This window comes from Actinocorallia aurantiaca, from assembly GCF_039533685.1.
GTDB classification, from domain to species: Bacteria; Actinomycetota; Actinomycetes; order Streptosporangiales; family Streptosporangiaceae; genus Actinocorallia; species Actinocorallia aurantiaca.
Window position 1 is genome coordinate 1 of sequence record NZ_BAAATZ010000037.1, and the last position, 14,779, is coordinate 14,779.

A 14,779-nucleotide genomic window follows, 5' to 3' on the forward strand; every position below is an offset into this window, starting at 1 on the left:
TGACCTTGTATTTGCCTCAAAGGTTTCCTCTTGACGAGGATGACCAGAACCGAAGTCCCGGCCGTTTATTTCGGCACTGACTTTTAGCACGCTGTTGAGTTCTCAAGAAACGGACTCGCTCTTTCGTCCACCCTTGCGGGCTTTCTCCGGAGCAACCCTTCCAATTTATCAGGCTGTTTCTGCCTGTCAAATCCGCTCTTTCGAGCTGATTTTCTCGGGAGGGCCCGGTCTCTCGACCGGCAAGATGTAACTGTACGGCACCCGGGAAGAGCCGTCAAACCGAGGATCCTCCCCGCCCCTCGGGGCGTGCAAACCTCTCAGGTCCCACCCGGTCGATCCGTCTACCCACAGTCAACCCCTTCGTCCCCTGGATGAACACCAAGCGCAGGTCTTTTGTCGGGAGACCCGGCTTTGCCGCCTGCGGTCGTACGGGAGGGGCACCTCGCCGACCTGCACTCCGGCGGTCTCCCCACCCATCTTGGAACGCGGGACGGGGGCGGAGGTCCGGGAAGCGAAACGGCCCCGCCTCCGCGATGCGGATACAGGGCCGTGATCGAAAAGTGGAGCTATGGGGATTCGAACCCCAGACCTCCTCCATGCCATGGAGGCGCGCTACCAACTGCGCTATAGCCCCGCCGCCGGGTTCATCACCCGGCAACGAGGTGAGAGCTTACAGGCGTCCGGCCTTCAGCGCGAATCGACGCCTCCGCTCTCTAAGGATTGCCTTATATAAGCCGATGCCTATACGTTGGAATCGTGCACGCGTTCGAAGTACTGGGAGACCCGGTCCGCCGCCGCATCCTCGAGCTCCTGGCCGAGGGTGAGCTGGCCTCGGGCCAGGTCTGCGCGGTGATCCAGGAGGAGTTCGGCATCTCCCAGCCGGCCGTCTCCCAGCATCTGCGGGTGCTGCGGGAGTCGGGCTTCGCGAGCGTTCGGGCCGAGGGGACACGGCGTCTGTACGCGGTGGACTTCACTCCCCTGGCGGAGGTGGACGAGTGGGTGGGCAGGTTCCGCCGCTTCTGGACCCCGCATCTGGACGCGCTGGCGACCGAGCTGGCCCGGGGCGCACGCGAACGCAGGCTGAGACGGCAAGAAGAACAAGCAGAACAGGACGAGAGGGAATCCCCATGATCGACGTGACTCACCAGATCACCTCGGCCCGCCGCCAGGTGGGCACCAGGGTCCTGGAGGCCGGCGAGGCCCGGGTCGTCACCATCAGCCAGTTCTACGCCGCGGAGGTGGAGGACGTCTGGGAGGCCTGCACCGACGCCGAGCGCATCCCCCGCTGGTTCCTGCCCGTGAGCGGTGAGCTGAAGGTCGGCGGCCGCTTCCAGCTGGAGGGCAACGCCGGCGGGGTCGTCGAGGCCTGCGACCCGCCCCGCTCCTTCCAGGCCACCTGGGAGTACGGCGGGGAGGTCAGCTGGATCGAACTGACCCTCGTCCCCGAGGGGGACGGCACCCGGTTCGAGCTGCGCCACATCGCCCACGTGGACGACGAGCGCTGGGCGGAGTTCGGGCCGGGCGCGGTCGGCATCGGCTGGGAGATGGGCCTGATCGGGCTGTCGATCCACCTGTCCGGCGGGGAGGCGGTGGACCCCGCCGAGGCCATGGCCTGGTCGACGTCGCCGGAGGGCCGCCGGTTCATGACCGAGAGCAGCGAGCTGTGGTGCGCGGCCAACATCGCGGCGGGAACCCCCGAGGCCGAGGCCAGGGCGCAGGCCGACCGGACCCTCGCCGCCTACACCGCGAGCTGACGGCTAAGGCCCCGGCACGCTCACGCTCTCCAGCGCACCGAAGGCCTTGGAAACACCGAAGGCCCGTGATCGGTGTGGATCACGGGCCTGACCGGTGGAGCTATGGGGATTCGAACCCCAGACCTCCTCCATGCCATGGAGGCGCGCTACCAACTGCGCTATAGCCCCGCAACTGGTGGACTTTCATCCTCCAGCGCCCGATCAGTGTATCGGACTCCCGGGAGGAGTTCGAACCGTCGCGGGCTCAGGCGCGGTCGTCGCTGAGCACCGGTTCGGGCAGGGTGCCGGCGTTGTGGTCGATCAGCCGCCAGCCGTGGCGGCCTTCGGCCAGGACGGACCAGCAGCAGTTCGACAGGCCGCCGATGCGCTCCCAGAACTCCTCGGGCAGGCCGAGGAGGTAGCACATGCCGAGCCGGAGGGCGGCGCCGTGGGAGGCCACGACGAGCAGCCCGCCGTCCTCCAGATCACCGGCGGCGCGCTCCAGCGCCCCGCCGACCCGCTTGGCGACCTCGGCGCTGGTCTCGCCGCCGGGCGGCTGCCAGACCGCGTGCTCGGCGGGGTAGCGGGCGCGGATCTCCGGCCCGGTCAGGCCCTCCCACTCTCCGCCGTCCCGCTCGATGAGGTCGGGATCGTAGGAGAGGGGCAGCCCGGTGCGGGCGGCCAGGGCCTGCCCGGTGCGGGCCGCGCGCTGCAGCGGCGAGGCGATCAGCGCGGTGGGCTCGAGCGCGGCCAGCAACAGGGCCGCGCGCTCGGCCTGCGCGACCCCGACCTCGTCGAGAGCGATGTCCGTCTTGCCCTGGAAACGGTTCTCGAGGTTCCAGGAGGTGCGGCCATGCCGCCAGAGGACGAGCCTGCGTCTGCTCACGCGGTGCCCCTGGCGCGCTGGGCCATGTGGGCGTTGATGTCCTCGGGCAGTTCGACGGGCGGGCAGTCCTTCCACAGCCGTTCCAGGGCGTAGAAGGCGCGCTCCTCCTCGTGCTGCACGTGAACGATCACGTCGATGTAGTCGAGCAGGATCCAGCGGCCCTCCCGCTGGCCCTCCCTCCGGACCGGTTTGGCCCCGCCCTCCTCGCGCAGGCGGTTCTCCACCTCCTCGACGATGGCCTGGACCTGGCGGTCGTTGGTGCCGGAGCAGAGCAGAAAGGCGTCGGTGATCACCAGTTGCTCGCTCACGTCGTAAGCGATGATGTCGTCGGCCAGCTTGTCGGCCCCCGCCTGGGCGGCGAGCCTGACCAGCTGGACGGCTCTTTCGGATGCGGTCACGAAGTCGTGATCCCTCTCGTAGCCTGTGTTGCCGATCTCAGCGTATCCGCCCGGACGCCCCTTGGCCGAACGAGTAACGGCTCCGGGCCTGGGTAGGGCTCGGAACATGCTGGGACTACCGGAGACGACGAAGGCGTGCCTGTTCGATCTCGACGGCGTCCTGACGGATACCGCCGTGCTGCACAACACGGCCTGGAAGACGATGTTCGACGCGTTCCTGACCGCCCGGGGCGAACCCCCCTTCGACCCGATCAAGGACTACCAGCAGTACGTCGACGGCAGGAAGCGCGAGGACGGGGTCAGGACGTTCCTGGCCTCCCGGGGGATCTCCCTGCCCGAGGGCACTCCGGCCGACCCCCCGCAGGCCGAGACCGTGCACGGCCTCTCCGCCCGCAAGAACGTCCTTCTGCTCGAGCTGATCGCCCGGCAGGGGGTCGAGGTCTTCCCCGGTTCGGTGGACTACGTCCGGGCGGTGCGGGCCGCCGGGCTGCACACCGCGGTGGTCTCCTCCAGCGCCAACACCGTCCAGGTGCTGCAGTCCGTCGGGATCAGCGGCCTCTTCGACGCCCGGATCGACGGGGTGGTGGCCCGCAGGCGCAGACTCCCGGGCAAGCCCGAGCCCGACACCTTCCTGGCCGGCGCGGCGGCGCTCGACGTCCCGGCCGGGTTCTGCGCGGTGTTCGAGGACGCCCTCGCCGGGGTGGAGGCGGGGCGGGCGGGCCGGTTCGGCACCGTCGTGGGAGTCGACCGGCTCCAGGACGGCGTCCACGGACCGGCACTGAAGGCGCACGGCGCCGACCTGGTGGTCGGCGATCTGTCGGAGCTGCTGGAGCAGTTATGGACATTCCCTACGAGGTCGACCCCTGGCGCATCCGGGAGACCACCCTGGACCTGGACCGGCTCGCCCAGACCGAGTCGGTCTTCGCCCTGTCCAACGGGCACATCGGAGTGCGCGGCAACCTGGACGAGGGGGAGCCGCACGGGCTGCCCGGCACCTATCTGAACTCGGTGTACGAGCTGAGGCCGCTGCCCTACGCGGAGGCCGGCTACGGCTATCCGGAGACCGGCGAGACCCTGATCAACATCACCAACAGCAAGATCATCCGACTACTGGTGGACGACGAGCCGCTGGACGTGCGGTTCGGCCGACTGGACTCGCACGAGCGGGTGCTGGACCTGCGGGCGGGCACCCTCACCCGGACCATGACGTGGTGCTCCCCGGCCGGCCCGTCGATCCGGATGGCCTCGACCCGGCTGGTGTCGCTGACCCAGCGGTCGATCATGGCGATCTGCTACCAGCTCGAGCCGATCGACTCCGAGGTGCAGCTGGTGATCCAGTCCGAGCTGGTCGCCAACGAGCCGCTGCCCTTCCTGGGCACCGATCCGCGCACCGCGGCGATCCTGGAGTCCCCGCTGCGCGCCCTGGAGAACCTCGCCAACAGCGACAGGATCGTGCTGGTCCACGAGACCAAGGGCAGCGGGCTGCGGCTGGCCGCGGCGATGAGCCACGAGGTCGAGACGCCCGGCAAGAAGACGGTCGACGTGGAGGCCCAGGACGACATCGGCCGGTACACGCTGGCCACCCGACTCAAGCCCGGGGAGCGGCTGCAGCTGGTGAAGTACGTGGCGTACGGCTGGTCCAGCCACCGGTCCCGCCCGGCGCTGCACGACCAGGTGGCCGCGGCGCTGGCGGGAGCCGAGCTGAACGGCTGGGACGGCCTGGTGGCCGAGCAGCGCGCCTACCTGGACGAGTTCTGGCGGGGCGCGGACGTCGAGGTCGACGGCGACCCGGAGGTCCAGCAGGCCGTCCGGTTCGCCCTGTTCCACATCCTGCAGGCGGGTGCCAGGGCGGAGCGGCGGGTCATCCCCGCCAAGGGTCTGACGGGCCCCGGGTACGACGGCCACACCTTCTGGGACAGCGAGACGTTCGTCCTGCCCCCGCTCACCTACTCCGTCCCCGACGCGGCGGCCGACGCGCTGCGTTGGCGCTACTCCACGCTCCCGCAGGCGCTGGAACGCGCCAAATATCTGGGGCTGAAGGGCGCGGCCTTCCCGTGGCGGACGATCAGCGGCGGGGAGTGCTCGGGGTACTGGCCCGCGGGCACCGCGGCGTTCCACATCAACGCCGACATCGCCGACGCGGTCCACCGCTACCTGGACGCCACCGGGGACATGGAATTCGCCCGTGAGGTGGGGGTCGACCTGCTCGTCCACACGGCCCGGCTGTGGCGCGGCCTGGGGCACCACGACCTCGACGGCATGTTCCGCATCCACGGCGTCACGGGGCCGGACGAGTACACCGCCGTGGTGGACAACAACGTCTACACGAACCTCATGGCGCAGAAGAACCTGCGCGCGGCCGCGCAGTTGGTCCTCTCCCTCCCGGACGAGGCCGACCGGCTGGAGGTGAGCCCCGAGGAGGCGGCCTCGTGGCGCGACGCCGCCGACAAGATGCACATCCCGTTCGACGAACGGCTGGGCGTGCATCCGCAGAACGACGGGTTCACCGACGGCGCACCCTGGGACTTCCGGCGCACCCCTGGCGAGCACTATCCCCTCCTTCTGCACTATCCCTACTTCGACCTCTACCGCAAGCAGGTCGTGAAGCAGGCGGACCTGGTGCTGGCGATGCACCTGTGCGGCGAGGCGTTCACCGCCGAGGAGAAGGAGCGCAACTTCTGCTACTACGAGGCGATGACCGTGCGGGACTCGTCCCTGTCCGCGCAGACGCAGGCCGTCATGGCCGCCGAGGTCGGTTATCTGGACCTGGCGCACGAATACCTCACCGAGACCTCCCTGATGGACCTGCGGGACCTGGAGCACAACACCAGGGACGGGCTGCACCTTGCCTCGCTGGCCGGGGCGTGGAACGCGCTGGTCGCCGGGTTCGGCGGGCTGCGCCGGCGCGGGGGGCGGCTGAGCTTCACGCCCCAGATACCCGAGACGCTGGTCCGGCTGGAGTTCCGGCTGCGCTACCGGGGGTCTCTCATCAAGGTGACGGTGACCTCCCAGGAGGCGGTCTACGAGCTGGTGGAGGGGCCCCCGCAGAAGATCTTCCACCACGGCGAGGACCACGTGCTGCGGGACACCCTGACCCGTCCGATACCCAAGCGGACGCCCACGCTCCCCCGTCCGGACCAGCCGGCCGGGCGCAACCCGCTGGGGCGCCTCCTGCAGGTGCCGGAGCGGTACCGGACTCAGTCCCGGTAGAGCTCCCACTTGTTGATGTACTGGACGATCCCGTCGGGCACCAGGTACCAGATGGGCTCTCCGGCCCTGACCCTGTCGCGCACCTCGGTGGAGGAGATGGCCAGCGCGGGCACCTCCATCAGGTCCACCCGGCCTTCGGGCAGGCCGGGATCGGCCAGCACGTGTCCCGGCCGGGTGCAGCCGATGAACCGGGCGAGCTCGAACATCTTCTCGGCGTTGTGCCAGGTCAGCATCTGCCCCAGGGCGTCGGCGCCGGTGATGAAGAACATCTCGGCTCCGCTGCCGAGGAAATCGCGCATGTCACGGAGCGTGTCGTAGGTGTAGGTCGGTCCGCTCCGGTCGACGTCCACCCGGCTCACCCTGAACCTCGGGTTGGAGGCGGTGGCGATGACGGCCATGAGGTACCGGTCCTCGGCGGCGGTGACCCTCTTGTCCGCCTTCTGCCAAGGTTGACCGGTCGGCACGAAGATGACCTCGTCCAGCCCGAAGTGGTGCTGGACCTCGCTGGCCGCGACGAGGTGCCCGTGGTGGATCGGGTCGAACGTCCCGCCCATGATCCCTACCCGGCGCTCGCTCATGGTGACCAAGCCTAGGTGACCGCTTTTTCGGGAACCTGACCAGGGGTACAGATCGTCGGATTAGCATGCCCGATATGACGAACGCCCCCGATCGTGCTCGTACCCGCTTCCCCGGAATCTCCTCCCGCGCCTACGAGCACCCGCTCGACCGGTCCGCGCTCATCGCGCTGCGGTCGCTCTCGGGGTTCGACGTCGTGCTGCGCAAGCTCTCCGGACTCATCAGCGAGCGCTCCGTCAGGCTGATGTTCCTCGGCGGGACCGTCCGCGTCGGCGACGGCCAGTTCCGCAACATCAACGACATGGTGCGGGACGCCTGCTACATCCTGGACATGCCGAAGGTCCCCGAGCTGTACGTCGTGCAGAACCCGCAGCCGAACGCGATGGCGATCGGCACCGACAACCCGTTCATCGTCCTGAACACCGGGCTCATCGACCTGCTGGACGACGAGGAGCTGCGGTACGTCATCGCGCACGAGGTCGGGCACGTCCTGTCCGGGCACGCCGTCTACCGGCAGATGGCGCTGATCCTCACCGGGCTCGGCTCCCGGCTGGCCTGGCTGCCGCTGGGCAACGTCGCGATCGCCGCGATCCTCATCGGGCTGCAGGAGTGGCAGCGCAAGGCCGAGCTGTCCGCCGACCGCGCGGGGCTGCTGGCGAGCCAGGACGTCGACGCGGTCAAGCGCGCCCTGATGAAGATCGCCGGCGGTTCGCGGCTGCACGAGATGTCCACCGAGGCGTTCCTCGAGCAGGCCCGCGAGTACGAGGAGACCGGCGACCTGCGCGACGGGGTGCTGAAGTTCCTCAACCTCATGCGCCAGAGCCACCCGTTCGCCGTCATCCGTTTCGCCGAGATCCACAAGTGGCACCTCTCCGGCGAGTATCAGGCGATCCTGGGCGGCGAGTACCCGCGCCGCGAAGACGACTCCCGCGCGTCCTTCACCGATGAGGTGAAGAACACCGCCCGCACCTACAAGGAATCCTGGGAGCAGACCTCCGACCCGTTCGTCGGCAAGGTCCGCGACGTGGCGGGCGGCGCCGCGGACCTGGCGGGCGCGGTCTTCGACCGCCTCGGCCGCCGCGGCGACGCCTCCCCCAACTGACGGTCAGAACGGGGCGGGGAGCAGCAGCTCCACGTTGCGGTCCTCGGGTTCGCCCGTGCCGTCGTGGGGCTGCCAGTCGTTGGCCGACAGCTCGCGGGAGAGAGCTGCCAGGCGGTCCGGGTCGTCGAGGCGCCCCTTGTGGGAGACGGGCGCCGCGGAGTCGATGACGGTGGCGAACACCGACAGGGTGCCGTCCCTGTTGTCGGCGAGCTCCAGGATGCGGCTCTGCTGCGGCCAGTCGATGTGCGCGGCGGTGCTGACCTCCCAGAAGCCGCCCTTCGGGCCGCTCTTGCGCCGGTGCGGGATGACCTCGTTGACGTGGGTGTGACCGTTCACCCACAGGACGACGTTGGGGAAGCGCAGCAGCAGCTTCTCGATCTCCTCGCCCAGGACGCGGCCGCCGCCGAGCCCGTTGGTGAGGGTCTCGATGGTGTGGTGGCTGAACAGGACGAACAGCCTGTCGGTCGCTTTCCGCCGGACGATCCCGCCGTCCTCGCCGACGTAGCGGCTGGAGCCTCTGACGAGTTCGCGTTCCAGCCAGGCGAACTGGGCGCTGTCGAGGGAGCCCTCGGAGTAGCCGGCGGCGTTGCAGGTGTCCAGGACGAGACCGCGCACCACTCCCCTGTCGAACGCGTAGTGGGCGGTGCCGTTCTTCAGGTTCGCGGCGGTGTAGCCGTGGCGCGTCCCGTGCTCGCGGACCACCTCGGCGCGGGAGAGCAGCCGTCTGTCCGGATCGGGTGTGACCTCGCGGAAGACCTTCGAGCGGCTCTCGGTCATCTGCCTGACGGCGGCGTCGTCGCCCTTGCGCAGGGCGTCCCCGACCTCTCGGCGCTCCGCGTCGCTCACCGGTGCGGTGATCTTCACATTGCCGACGGCCAGGGCCTGGAAGACGGGCAGCAGCGGCAGGTTGCCCTGCACGAGCGCCTCGTGGTTTCCGTAGACGGCGAGCCACGGCGTCTTCAGGCCGGTCGCGTCGAACGGACGGCGCGCGGCGGAGAGCAGGCCGGGGATGGTGGGAAAGCCGTACCTGCCCTTCGCCAGGTCGTCTCCGCCGTGCGGGTGCCAGTAGCGGGAGTCTCCCCAGGACATGACGCCCTCGTACCTCCGGAGGTCTCCGGAGTCGGGGCGGATCCGCTTGCCGTCCAGCAGGTCGATGATCCAGCGGACTTCGTTGTACTGGGCGTTGTCGGCCGCGTCGCCGGTGTTGATGGTGAACGCCGGGGCCGCGCCCAGGACGGGGCCGCGCTCGATCCGGTTGACCGCCCGGACCATCGACTCGGCGACCTGCGTGGTGAGCAGTTCCTGCGGCCGGTAGCCGCCGGAGACGGGGAAGGCCGACAGGAGGTCGCCGGGGTCGCTCAGCCGGTCGACGTACTCCACCCGGGCCGGAGACTGCGCGTCGATGATGTGCACGTCGGTGAGGTGGACGAACGACAGCAGTTCGCGCCGCCTGGACACGCGGCCCGCGGCCGCCGCGCCGCCCAGGTCGTCGCGCAGGAGGTGGGGTTCGCCAGGGCCGGCGACGAGCTTCCGGTAGCCGCCCCTGCCCGGTCTTCCGGGCCGCAGGGTGCGGGCGAGCGTCGTGCCCTCGACGGTGCCGCGCAGGGCGGGCGCCGCGGTGGCGGCCCGCCCGGGGTAGGCGACCAGCCCCGAGGCGAGCGCGCCGAACGCGGCGCCCTTGAGCAGTCTGCGGCGGGGAAACGCGTGGGGGGTGGCCTCATGAGGCGTGTCGTGGATCACAACGCCTTATGGGACCACACCCCCGGGTGTGACATCAATAACCGGAATGTCACCTTCAAACTCCGCGCAGGTGTCCCTCTCCGGTGAAGACGTACTTGGTCGAGGTCAGCTCGGGCAGCCCCATCGGGCCGCGCGAGTGCAGCTTCTGGGTGGAGATGCCGATCTCCGCGCCGAATCCGAACTCGCCGCCGTCGGTGAAGCGGGTCGAGGCGTTGACCGCGACGGCCGCGGAGTCCACCAGCGAGACGAAGCGCTTGGCGGCCTGCTGGGAGTTCGTGACGATCGCCTCGGTGTGGCCGGAGCTGTAGGCGCGGATGTGCTTGACCGCCTCGTCGAGCGAGTCGACGACCGCCGCGGCGATGTCGAGCGACAGGTACTCGGTGCGGTAGTCCTCCTCCGTGGCCTCCACGACCTCGGCACTGTAGGAGCGCACGCGCTCGTCGCCGTGCACCGTGACGCCCTTGTCCTTGAGCGCCTCCAGCGCACGCGGCACGAACACGTCCGCGATGTCCTTGTGCACCAGGAACGTCTCGGCGGTGTTGCAGACGGACGGACGCTGCGTCTTGGAGTTGATGAGGATGCCCAGCGCCATCTCGACGTCCGCGTCGCCGTCCACGTACACCGTGCAGTTGCCGACGCCCGTCTCGATGACGGGGACCGTCGACTCCTCGACGACGGAGTTGATGAGTGAGGCCCCGCCGCGCGGGATGAGCACGTCCACCAGGCCGCGGGCCCGCATGAGGTGCTTGACCGACTCGCGGTCGCGGCCGGGGACGAGCTGGATCGCGTCCGCCGGGACATCCGTGCCCTCGAGCGCGTCGCGCATGACGTTCACCAGCGCGACGTTGGAGTCGTACGCCGACGAGGAGCCGCGCAGCAGGACGGCGTTGCCGCTCTTCAGCGTCAGGGCGGCGGCGTCCACCGTCACGTTGGGGCGACCCTCGTAGATGATGCCGACCACGCCCAGCGGCACCCGCAGCTGGCGCAGCTCCAGGCCGTTGGGCAGGGTGTAGCCGCGCACGACCTCGCCGACCGGGTCGGGCAGTGCCGCCACCTCGCGGACGGCCGCGGCGATCTGCTCCAGCCTCTCGGCGGACAGCGCCAGCCTGTCCAGCATGTAGGAGGGCGTACCGGACTCCTTCGCGCGCTCCAGGTCGACGGCGTTGGCCTCGAGGATCTCCGCGGACCGGGCGGTCAGCGCGTCCGCGACGGCGAACAGCGCGGCGTCCTTCACCCCGCGCGGGAGCGGAGCGAGGTCCGCCGCCGCGGTCCGCCCGCGGGCCGCCACCTCCAGAACCTGCTCGCGCGTGCCCTCGCTCATCGCCTGCTCCCGTTCCCGGCTCCACCGAGCCGCAGCTCCTCGGCCGGCCTACCTGGCCGGTCCCCTGTCCTGACCGCGGACGCCGTGGTCCGCCGGTTCTCCCGCCGTCAGCGCGGCGGGTCGAGCACCACCAGATCGTCCCGGTGGATGATCTCACGTTCGTACTCCGGGCCCAGCTCACGGGCGAGCCAGCGGGTGGACCTGCCCATGAGGTCGGGGATCTCGGAGGCGTCGTAGTGCACCAGGCCGCGCGCGACCGTCCGCCCGTCCTGGCCGCACAGGTCGACCGGGTCACCGGCGGCGAAGTCGCCGTGCACCCCCGTCACGCCCGCCGGCAGCAGCGACTTGCGCCGGGTGACGATCGCGTGGACGGCCCCCTCGTCCAGGATCAGCCTGCCCTGGCCCGTGGTGGCGTGCGCCAGCCACAGGTGCCGGGTCGAGGGCCGCTGGCCGCTCGGGTGGAAGTAGGTGCCCACCGGCTCCCCCGCCAGCGCCTGCTCGGCGGCCGAGACATCGGTCAGGACGGTGTGGACGCCCGCCCCCGTGGCGATCCTGGCGGCCTCGACCTTGGTGACCATCCCGCCGGTGCCGACCTTGCTGCCCGCCGAACCCGTCCGGACGCCCGCCAGGTCGGCCTCCGAGCGCACGTCGGAGATCTTGCGCGACTCCGGCAGGCGCGGGTCCCCGGTGTACAGGGCGTCGACGTCCGACAGCAGCACCAGCGCGTCGGCCCGGACCAGATGGGCGACCAGGGCGGCGAGCCGGTCGTTGTCGCCGAAGCGGATCTCGTCGGTGGCGACCGTGTCGTTCTCGTTGACGATCGGGACCGTGCCCAGCCGCAGCAGCGCCAGCAGGGTGCGCTGGGCGTTGTTGTGGTGGGCGCGGCGGATCATGTCGTCGGCCGTCAGCAGCACCTGGCCCACCCCCAGCCCGTACCGCTGGAAGGAGGAGGTGTAGCGCGCCACCAGCAGCCCCTGCCCGATGCTCGCGGCGGCCTGCTGGATGGCCAGGTCCTTGGGGCGCCGGGTGAGGCCGAGCGGGCCGAGCCCCGCGGCGATCGCGCCGGACGAGACGAAGACGATCTCGCCGCCGGCCTTGCGCCGCCCGGCGAGCACGTCCACCAGGGCGTCGATGCGGTCGCCGTCGATGGCGCCCTGGGGCGTGGTCAGCGAGGACGACCCCGCCTTGACCACGATCCGCCGGGCGCCGGCCAGCGCCGGCCTGAGGGTGTGCATGCTGCTCCTGAAGGTACGGGTTACCAGTCGAAGAGTCGCTGGTCGGTGCCGCGGGGGCCGATGTTGACCTCGCCGGAGGAGGCGATCTCGGGGTGCCAGTCGAAGACGACCGACTCGTCCAGGGTGCCGATCATGACGGTGGCGCCCTCCTCGGCGCCCGCCTTGCGCAGCGCGTCCTCGACGCCGAGCCGGTTCAGCCGGTCGGCGAGGTAGCCGACGGCCTCCTCGTTCTGGAAGTCGGTCTGGCGCACCCAGCGGAGCGGCTTCGTCCCGGTGACCAGGTACTGGTTGTCGCCCAGCGTCTTGACCTCGAACTCCGGCCCTGCGACCGCGGCCGGGCGCAGCACCACCCGGGTCGGCTCCTGCGCGGGCTGGGCGGCGCGGTGCGCGGCGATCATCTCGGCCATCGCGAACGACAGCTCCCTCAGCCCCGTGTGCGCGGCGGCCGAGACCTCGAAGACGCGCAGGCCGCGCGCCTCGAACTCGGGGCGGACCAGCTCGGCCAGGTCCTTGCCGTCGGGCACGTCGATCTTGTTGAGCACCACGACGCGGGGCCTGTCCCCCAGCGGCACGACGCCCTCTCCGGCGAGCAGCTCGTCGTAGGCGGCGAGCTCCCGCTCGATGATCTCGAAGTCGGTGACCGGGTCGCGGCCCGGCTCCATGGTGGCGCAGTCCAGGACGTGCGCCAGCGTCGAGGAGCGCTCGATGTGCCGCAGGAACTCCAGCCCCAGGCCCTTGCCCTGGCTGGCGCCCTCGATCAGGCCGGGCACGTCGGCGACGGTGAAGACCGTCTCACCCGCGCTGACCACGCCCAGGTTGGGGATCAGCGTGGTGAACGGGTAGTCGGCGATCTTGGGCTTGGCGGCCGAGAGCGCGGCGATCAGCGAGGACTTGCCGGCGCTGGGGAAGCCGACCAGCGCGACGTCCGCGACGGTCTTGAGCTCCAGCACCACGTCCGCCTCGTCACCGGGCTCGCCCAGCAGGGCGAAACCGGGGGCTTTGCGCTTGGCCGAGGCCAGGGCCGCGTTGCCCAGGCCGCCCTGCCCGCCCCTGGCCGCGATGTAGCGGGTGCCCTCACCGACCAGGTCGGCCAGGACCTCGCCGTCCTTGGTCTTCACGACCGTGCCGTTGGGCACCTTGAGCAGGACGTCCTCGCCGTTCGCGCCGTTGCGCAGCGAGCCCGCGCCGGGCTTGCCGTTGCCCGCCCTGCGGTGCGGACGGCGGTGGTAGTCCAGCAGGCTGGAGGTGTTGGAGTCGACCTCCAGGATCACGTCCCCGCCCTTGCCCCCTGTCGCCCCGTCCGGGCCGCCGAGCGGCTTGAACTTCTCGCGGTGCACGGAGGCACAGCCGTGCCCGCCGTTGCCCGCCGCGATGTGCAGGACGACCCGGTCCACGAAGTCAGCCACTGTGCGCTCCTGTATCAGCCCGGGGTTCGGGCTTCCCAGACGAGAGATCCGCCGAACGGAGGACCCGTCCGGCAAAAGACAAGGGCGGACCAGTGCAGGTCCGCCCTCGGTACAACCGGTTTCCCTAGCGGATTACTCCGCGGCCGGGACGATGCTCACGGCGCGACGGCCGCGGTAGCGGCCGAACTCGACGGTGCCGGCGGTGAGCGCGAACAGCGTGTCGTCGCGGCCGATGCCGACGTTGAGGCCGGGGTGGTGGTGGGTGCCGCGCTGGCGGATGATGATCTCGCCGGCCTGCACGACCTGACCGCCGAAGCGCTTGACGCCGAGACGCTGCGCGTTGGAGTCGCGACCGTTACGGCTGGACGATGCGCCCTTCTTGTGTGCCATTTCAGGGACTCCTTACTTCTTCGCGGAGATGCCGGTGATCTTGACCTGGGTGTACGGCTGGCGGTGACCCTGGCGCCGCTTGTACCCGGTCTTGTTCCGGTAGTGCATGATGTTGATCTTGGGGCCCTTGACCGCGCCCAGCACCTCGGCGCTGATCGTGAACTTGGCCAGCTCGGCGGCGGCGGAGATGACGTTCTCGCCGTCGACGACCAGGACGGCCGGGAAGGTGATGGTGGCGCCGACCTCGGCGCCCAGCTTGTCGACGTTCAGGACGTCGCCCTCGGCGACCTTCTCCTGATGCCCACCCGCACGGACAATCGCGTACACAGCGGTACCTTTCGCTTGTTTCTTCCAGAGCCCCTGCGTGAGGGCCTATCCCGGCCTGAAGCCTGGACGGCACACCGTGGAGAACGGGTTGAGCCGATTTCCCGATGCTCTCTGCTCGCCTCGGACGAGGCACGCGCCCCTCTCGGAGGCGAATCGGGGCGTACTGGAACACGCCCGCCGTTCAGCCTACCGGAGCCTCCCGCGCAAAGGCGAATCAGCCGCCAAGGCCGATGGCGGAGGCTCAAGACCGATGACGGAGGCGCCGCCCTGGAGCGGACCCTCGAAAAATGCGGACGGCCGGGGGAAGGTGTCCCCCGGCCGTCCGTCGCCTCAGCGCCTACTCGGTGGCGTCGGCCTTGGCGGCCTCGATCTTCTCGGCGCGGGTCGGACGGCGGATGCGGCGGCGCTTGGGCGCCTGGTCATCCTGGTCCTCCCCGGCGGCCTCGTCGGCCGCC

Annotated in this window: 14 protein-coding genes and 2 tRNA genes; 5 read left to right on the forward strand and 11 right to left on the reverse strand. The window is 70.2% G+C overall.

Features of this window, described 5'->3' with window-relative positions:
• Window positions 1–561: 561 nt before the first annotated feature.
• A tRNA-Ala gene (locus ABD327_RS34910) sits at window positions 562–634 on the reverse strand.
• 122 nt (window positions 635–756) lie between these two features.
• Between ABD327_RS34910 and ABD327_RS34915 the strand changes: the two genes are divergently transcribed.
• The gene (locus ABD327_RS34915) at window positions 757–1,131 is read left to right on the forward strand and encodes an ArsR/SmtB family transcription factor (protein WP_344457462.1); all 375 of its coding nucleotides are present in this window, start codon (window positions 757–759) and stop codon (window positions 1,129–1,131) included.
• Window positions 1,128–1,754: an SRPBCC family protein gene (locus ABD327_RS34920; protein ID WP_344457464.1), complete on the forward strand. Its 627-nt coding sequence runs from the start codon at window positions 1,128–1,130 to the stop codon at window positions 1,752–1,754. Before ABD327_RS34915 ends, ABD327_RS34920 begins: the two co-directional genes overlap by 4 nt.
• Before the next feature lie 95 nt (window positions 1,755–1,849).
• Here ABD327_RS34920 and ABD327_RS34925 read toward each other — a convergent pair.
• From ABD327_RS34925 to rsfS, 3 genes are all read right to left on the reverse strand, one after another.
• A tRNA-Ala gene (locus ABD327_RS34925) sits at window positions 1,850–1,922 on the reverse strand.
• Window positions 1,923–1,998: 76 nt separating this feature from the next.
• Window positions 1,999–2,619, reverse strand: coding sequence for a histidine phosphatase family protein (locus ABD327_RS34930; protein ID WP_344457467.1), 621 nt, complete (start codon window positions 2,617–2,619; stop codon window positions 1,999–2,001).
• Window positions 2,616–3,017 carry a ribosome silencing factor gene (gene rsfS, locus ABD327_RS34935; protein WP_344457469.1) on the reverse strand — a complete coding sequence of 134 codons (402 nt, stop codon included), beginning with the start codon at window positions 3,015–3,017 and terminating at the stop codon, window positions 2,616–2,618. Before rsfS ends, ABD327_RS34930 begins: the two co-directional genes overlap by 4 nt.
• A gap of 106 nt (window positions 3,018–3,123) precedes the next feature.
• Between rsfS and ABD327_RS34940 the strand changes: the two genes are divergently transcribed.
• Both ABD327_RS34940 and ABD327_RS34945 read left to right on the forward strand, forming a co-directional pair.
• A complete protein-coding gene (locus tag ABD327_RS34940; RefSeq protein ID WP_344457471.1) occupies window positions 3,124–4,020 on the forward strand; it encodes a beta-phosphoglucomutase family hydrolase in 897 nt (298 codons plus the stop codon).
• Window positions 3,909–6,227 carry a glycoside hydrolase family 65 protein gene (locus ABD327_RS34945; RefSeq protein ID WP_344458097.1) on the forward strand — a complete coding sequence of 773 codons (2,319 nt, stop codon included), beginning with the start codon at window positions 3,909–3,911 and terminating at the stop codon, window positions 6,225–6,227. Before ABD327_RS34940 ends, ABD327_RS34945 begins: the two co-directional genes overlap by 112 nt.
• On the opposite strand, the gene nadD is transcribed toward ABD327_RS34945, so the two are convergent.
• A complete protein-coding gene (gene nadD, locus ABD327_RS34950; protein WP_344457473.1) occupies window positions 6,215–6,805 on the reverse strand; it encodes a nicotinate-nucleotide adenylyltransferase in 591 nt (196 codons plus the stop codon). The two genes, ABD327_RS34945 and nadD, sit on opposite strands and share 13 nt — an antisense overlap.
• A gap of 65 nt (window positions 6,806–6,870) precedes the next feature.
• Between nadD and ABD327_RS34955 the strand changes: the two genes are divergently transcribed.
• Window positions 6,871–7,905 carry a M48 family metallopeptidase gene (locus ABD327_RS34955; protein WP_344457476.1) on the forward strand — a complete coding sequence of 345 codons (1,035 nt, stop codon included), beginning with the start codon at window positions 6,871–6,873 and terminating at the stop codon, window positions 7,903–7,905.
• A 3-nt stretch (window positions 7,906–7,908) separates the two neighbouring features.
• Here the strand turns inward: ABD327_RS34955 and ABD327_RS34960 are convergent, their stop codons facing one another.
• The 6 genes from ABD327_RS34960 to rplU all read right to left on the reverse strand — a co-directional run bounded on the left by ABD327_RS34960 (window position 7,909) and on the right by rplU (window position 14,324).
• Entirely contained in the window at window positions 7,909–9,645 is a 1,737-nt protein-coding gene (locus ABD327_RS34960) for a TIGR03767 family metallophosphoesterase (RefSeq protein WP_344457478.1), read from the reverse strand.
• Window positions 9,646–9,700: 55 nt separating this feature from the next.
• On the reverse strand, window positions 9,701–10,966 hold the full coding sequence (locus ABD327_RS34965) for a glutamate-5-semialdehyde dehydrogenase (protein ID WP_344457481.1): 1,266 nt from the start codon (window positions 10,964–10,966) through the stop codon (window positions 9,701–9,703).
• Between the two features lie 107 nt (window positions 10,967–11,073).
• Window positions 11,074–12,201 (reverse strand): glutamate 5-kinase, encoded by a 1,128-nt coding sequence (gene proB, locus ABD327_RS34970; protein ID WP_344457483.1) that lies wholly within the window; start codon window positions 12,199–12,201, stop codon window positions 11,074–11,076.
• A gap of 20 nt (window positions 12,202–12,221) precedes the next feature.
• On the reverse strand, window positions 12,222–13,607 hold the full coding sequence (gene obgE, locus ABD327_RS34975) for a GTPase ObgE (protein ID WP_344457486.1): 1,386 nt from the start codon (window positions 13,605–13,607) through the stop codon (window positions 12,222–12,224).
• Window positions 13,608–13,739: 132 nt separating this feature from the next.
• Window positions 13,740–13,997, reverse strand: coding sequence for a 50S ribosomal protein L27 (gene rpmA, locus ABD327_RS34980; protein ID WP_344457488.1), 258 nt, complete (start codon window positions 13,995–13,997; stop codon window positions 13,740–13,742).
• 12 nt (window positions 13,998–14,009) lie between these two features.
• Window positions 14,010–14,324, reverse strand: a complete 315-nt coding sequence (rplU, locus tag ABD327_RS34985; RefSeq protein WP_344457490.1) for a 50S ribosomal protein L21 — start codon at window positions 14,322–14,324, stop codon at window positions 14,010–14,012.
• Window positions 14,325–14,779: the final 455 nt, after the last annotated feature.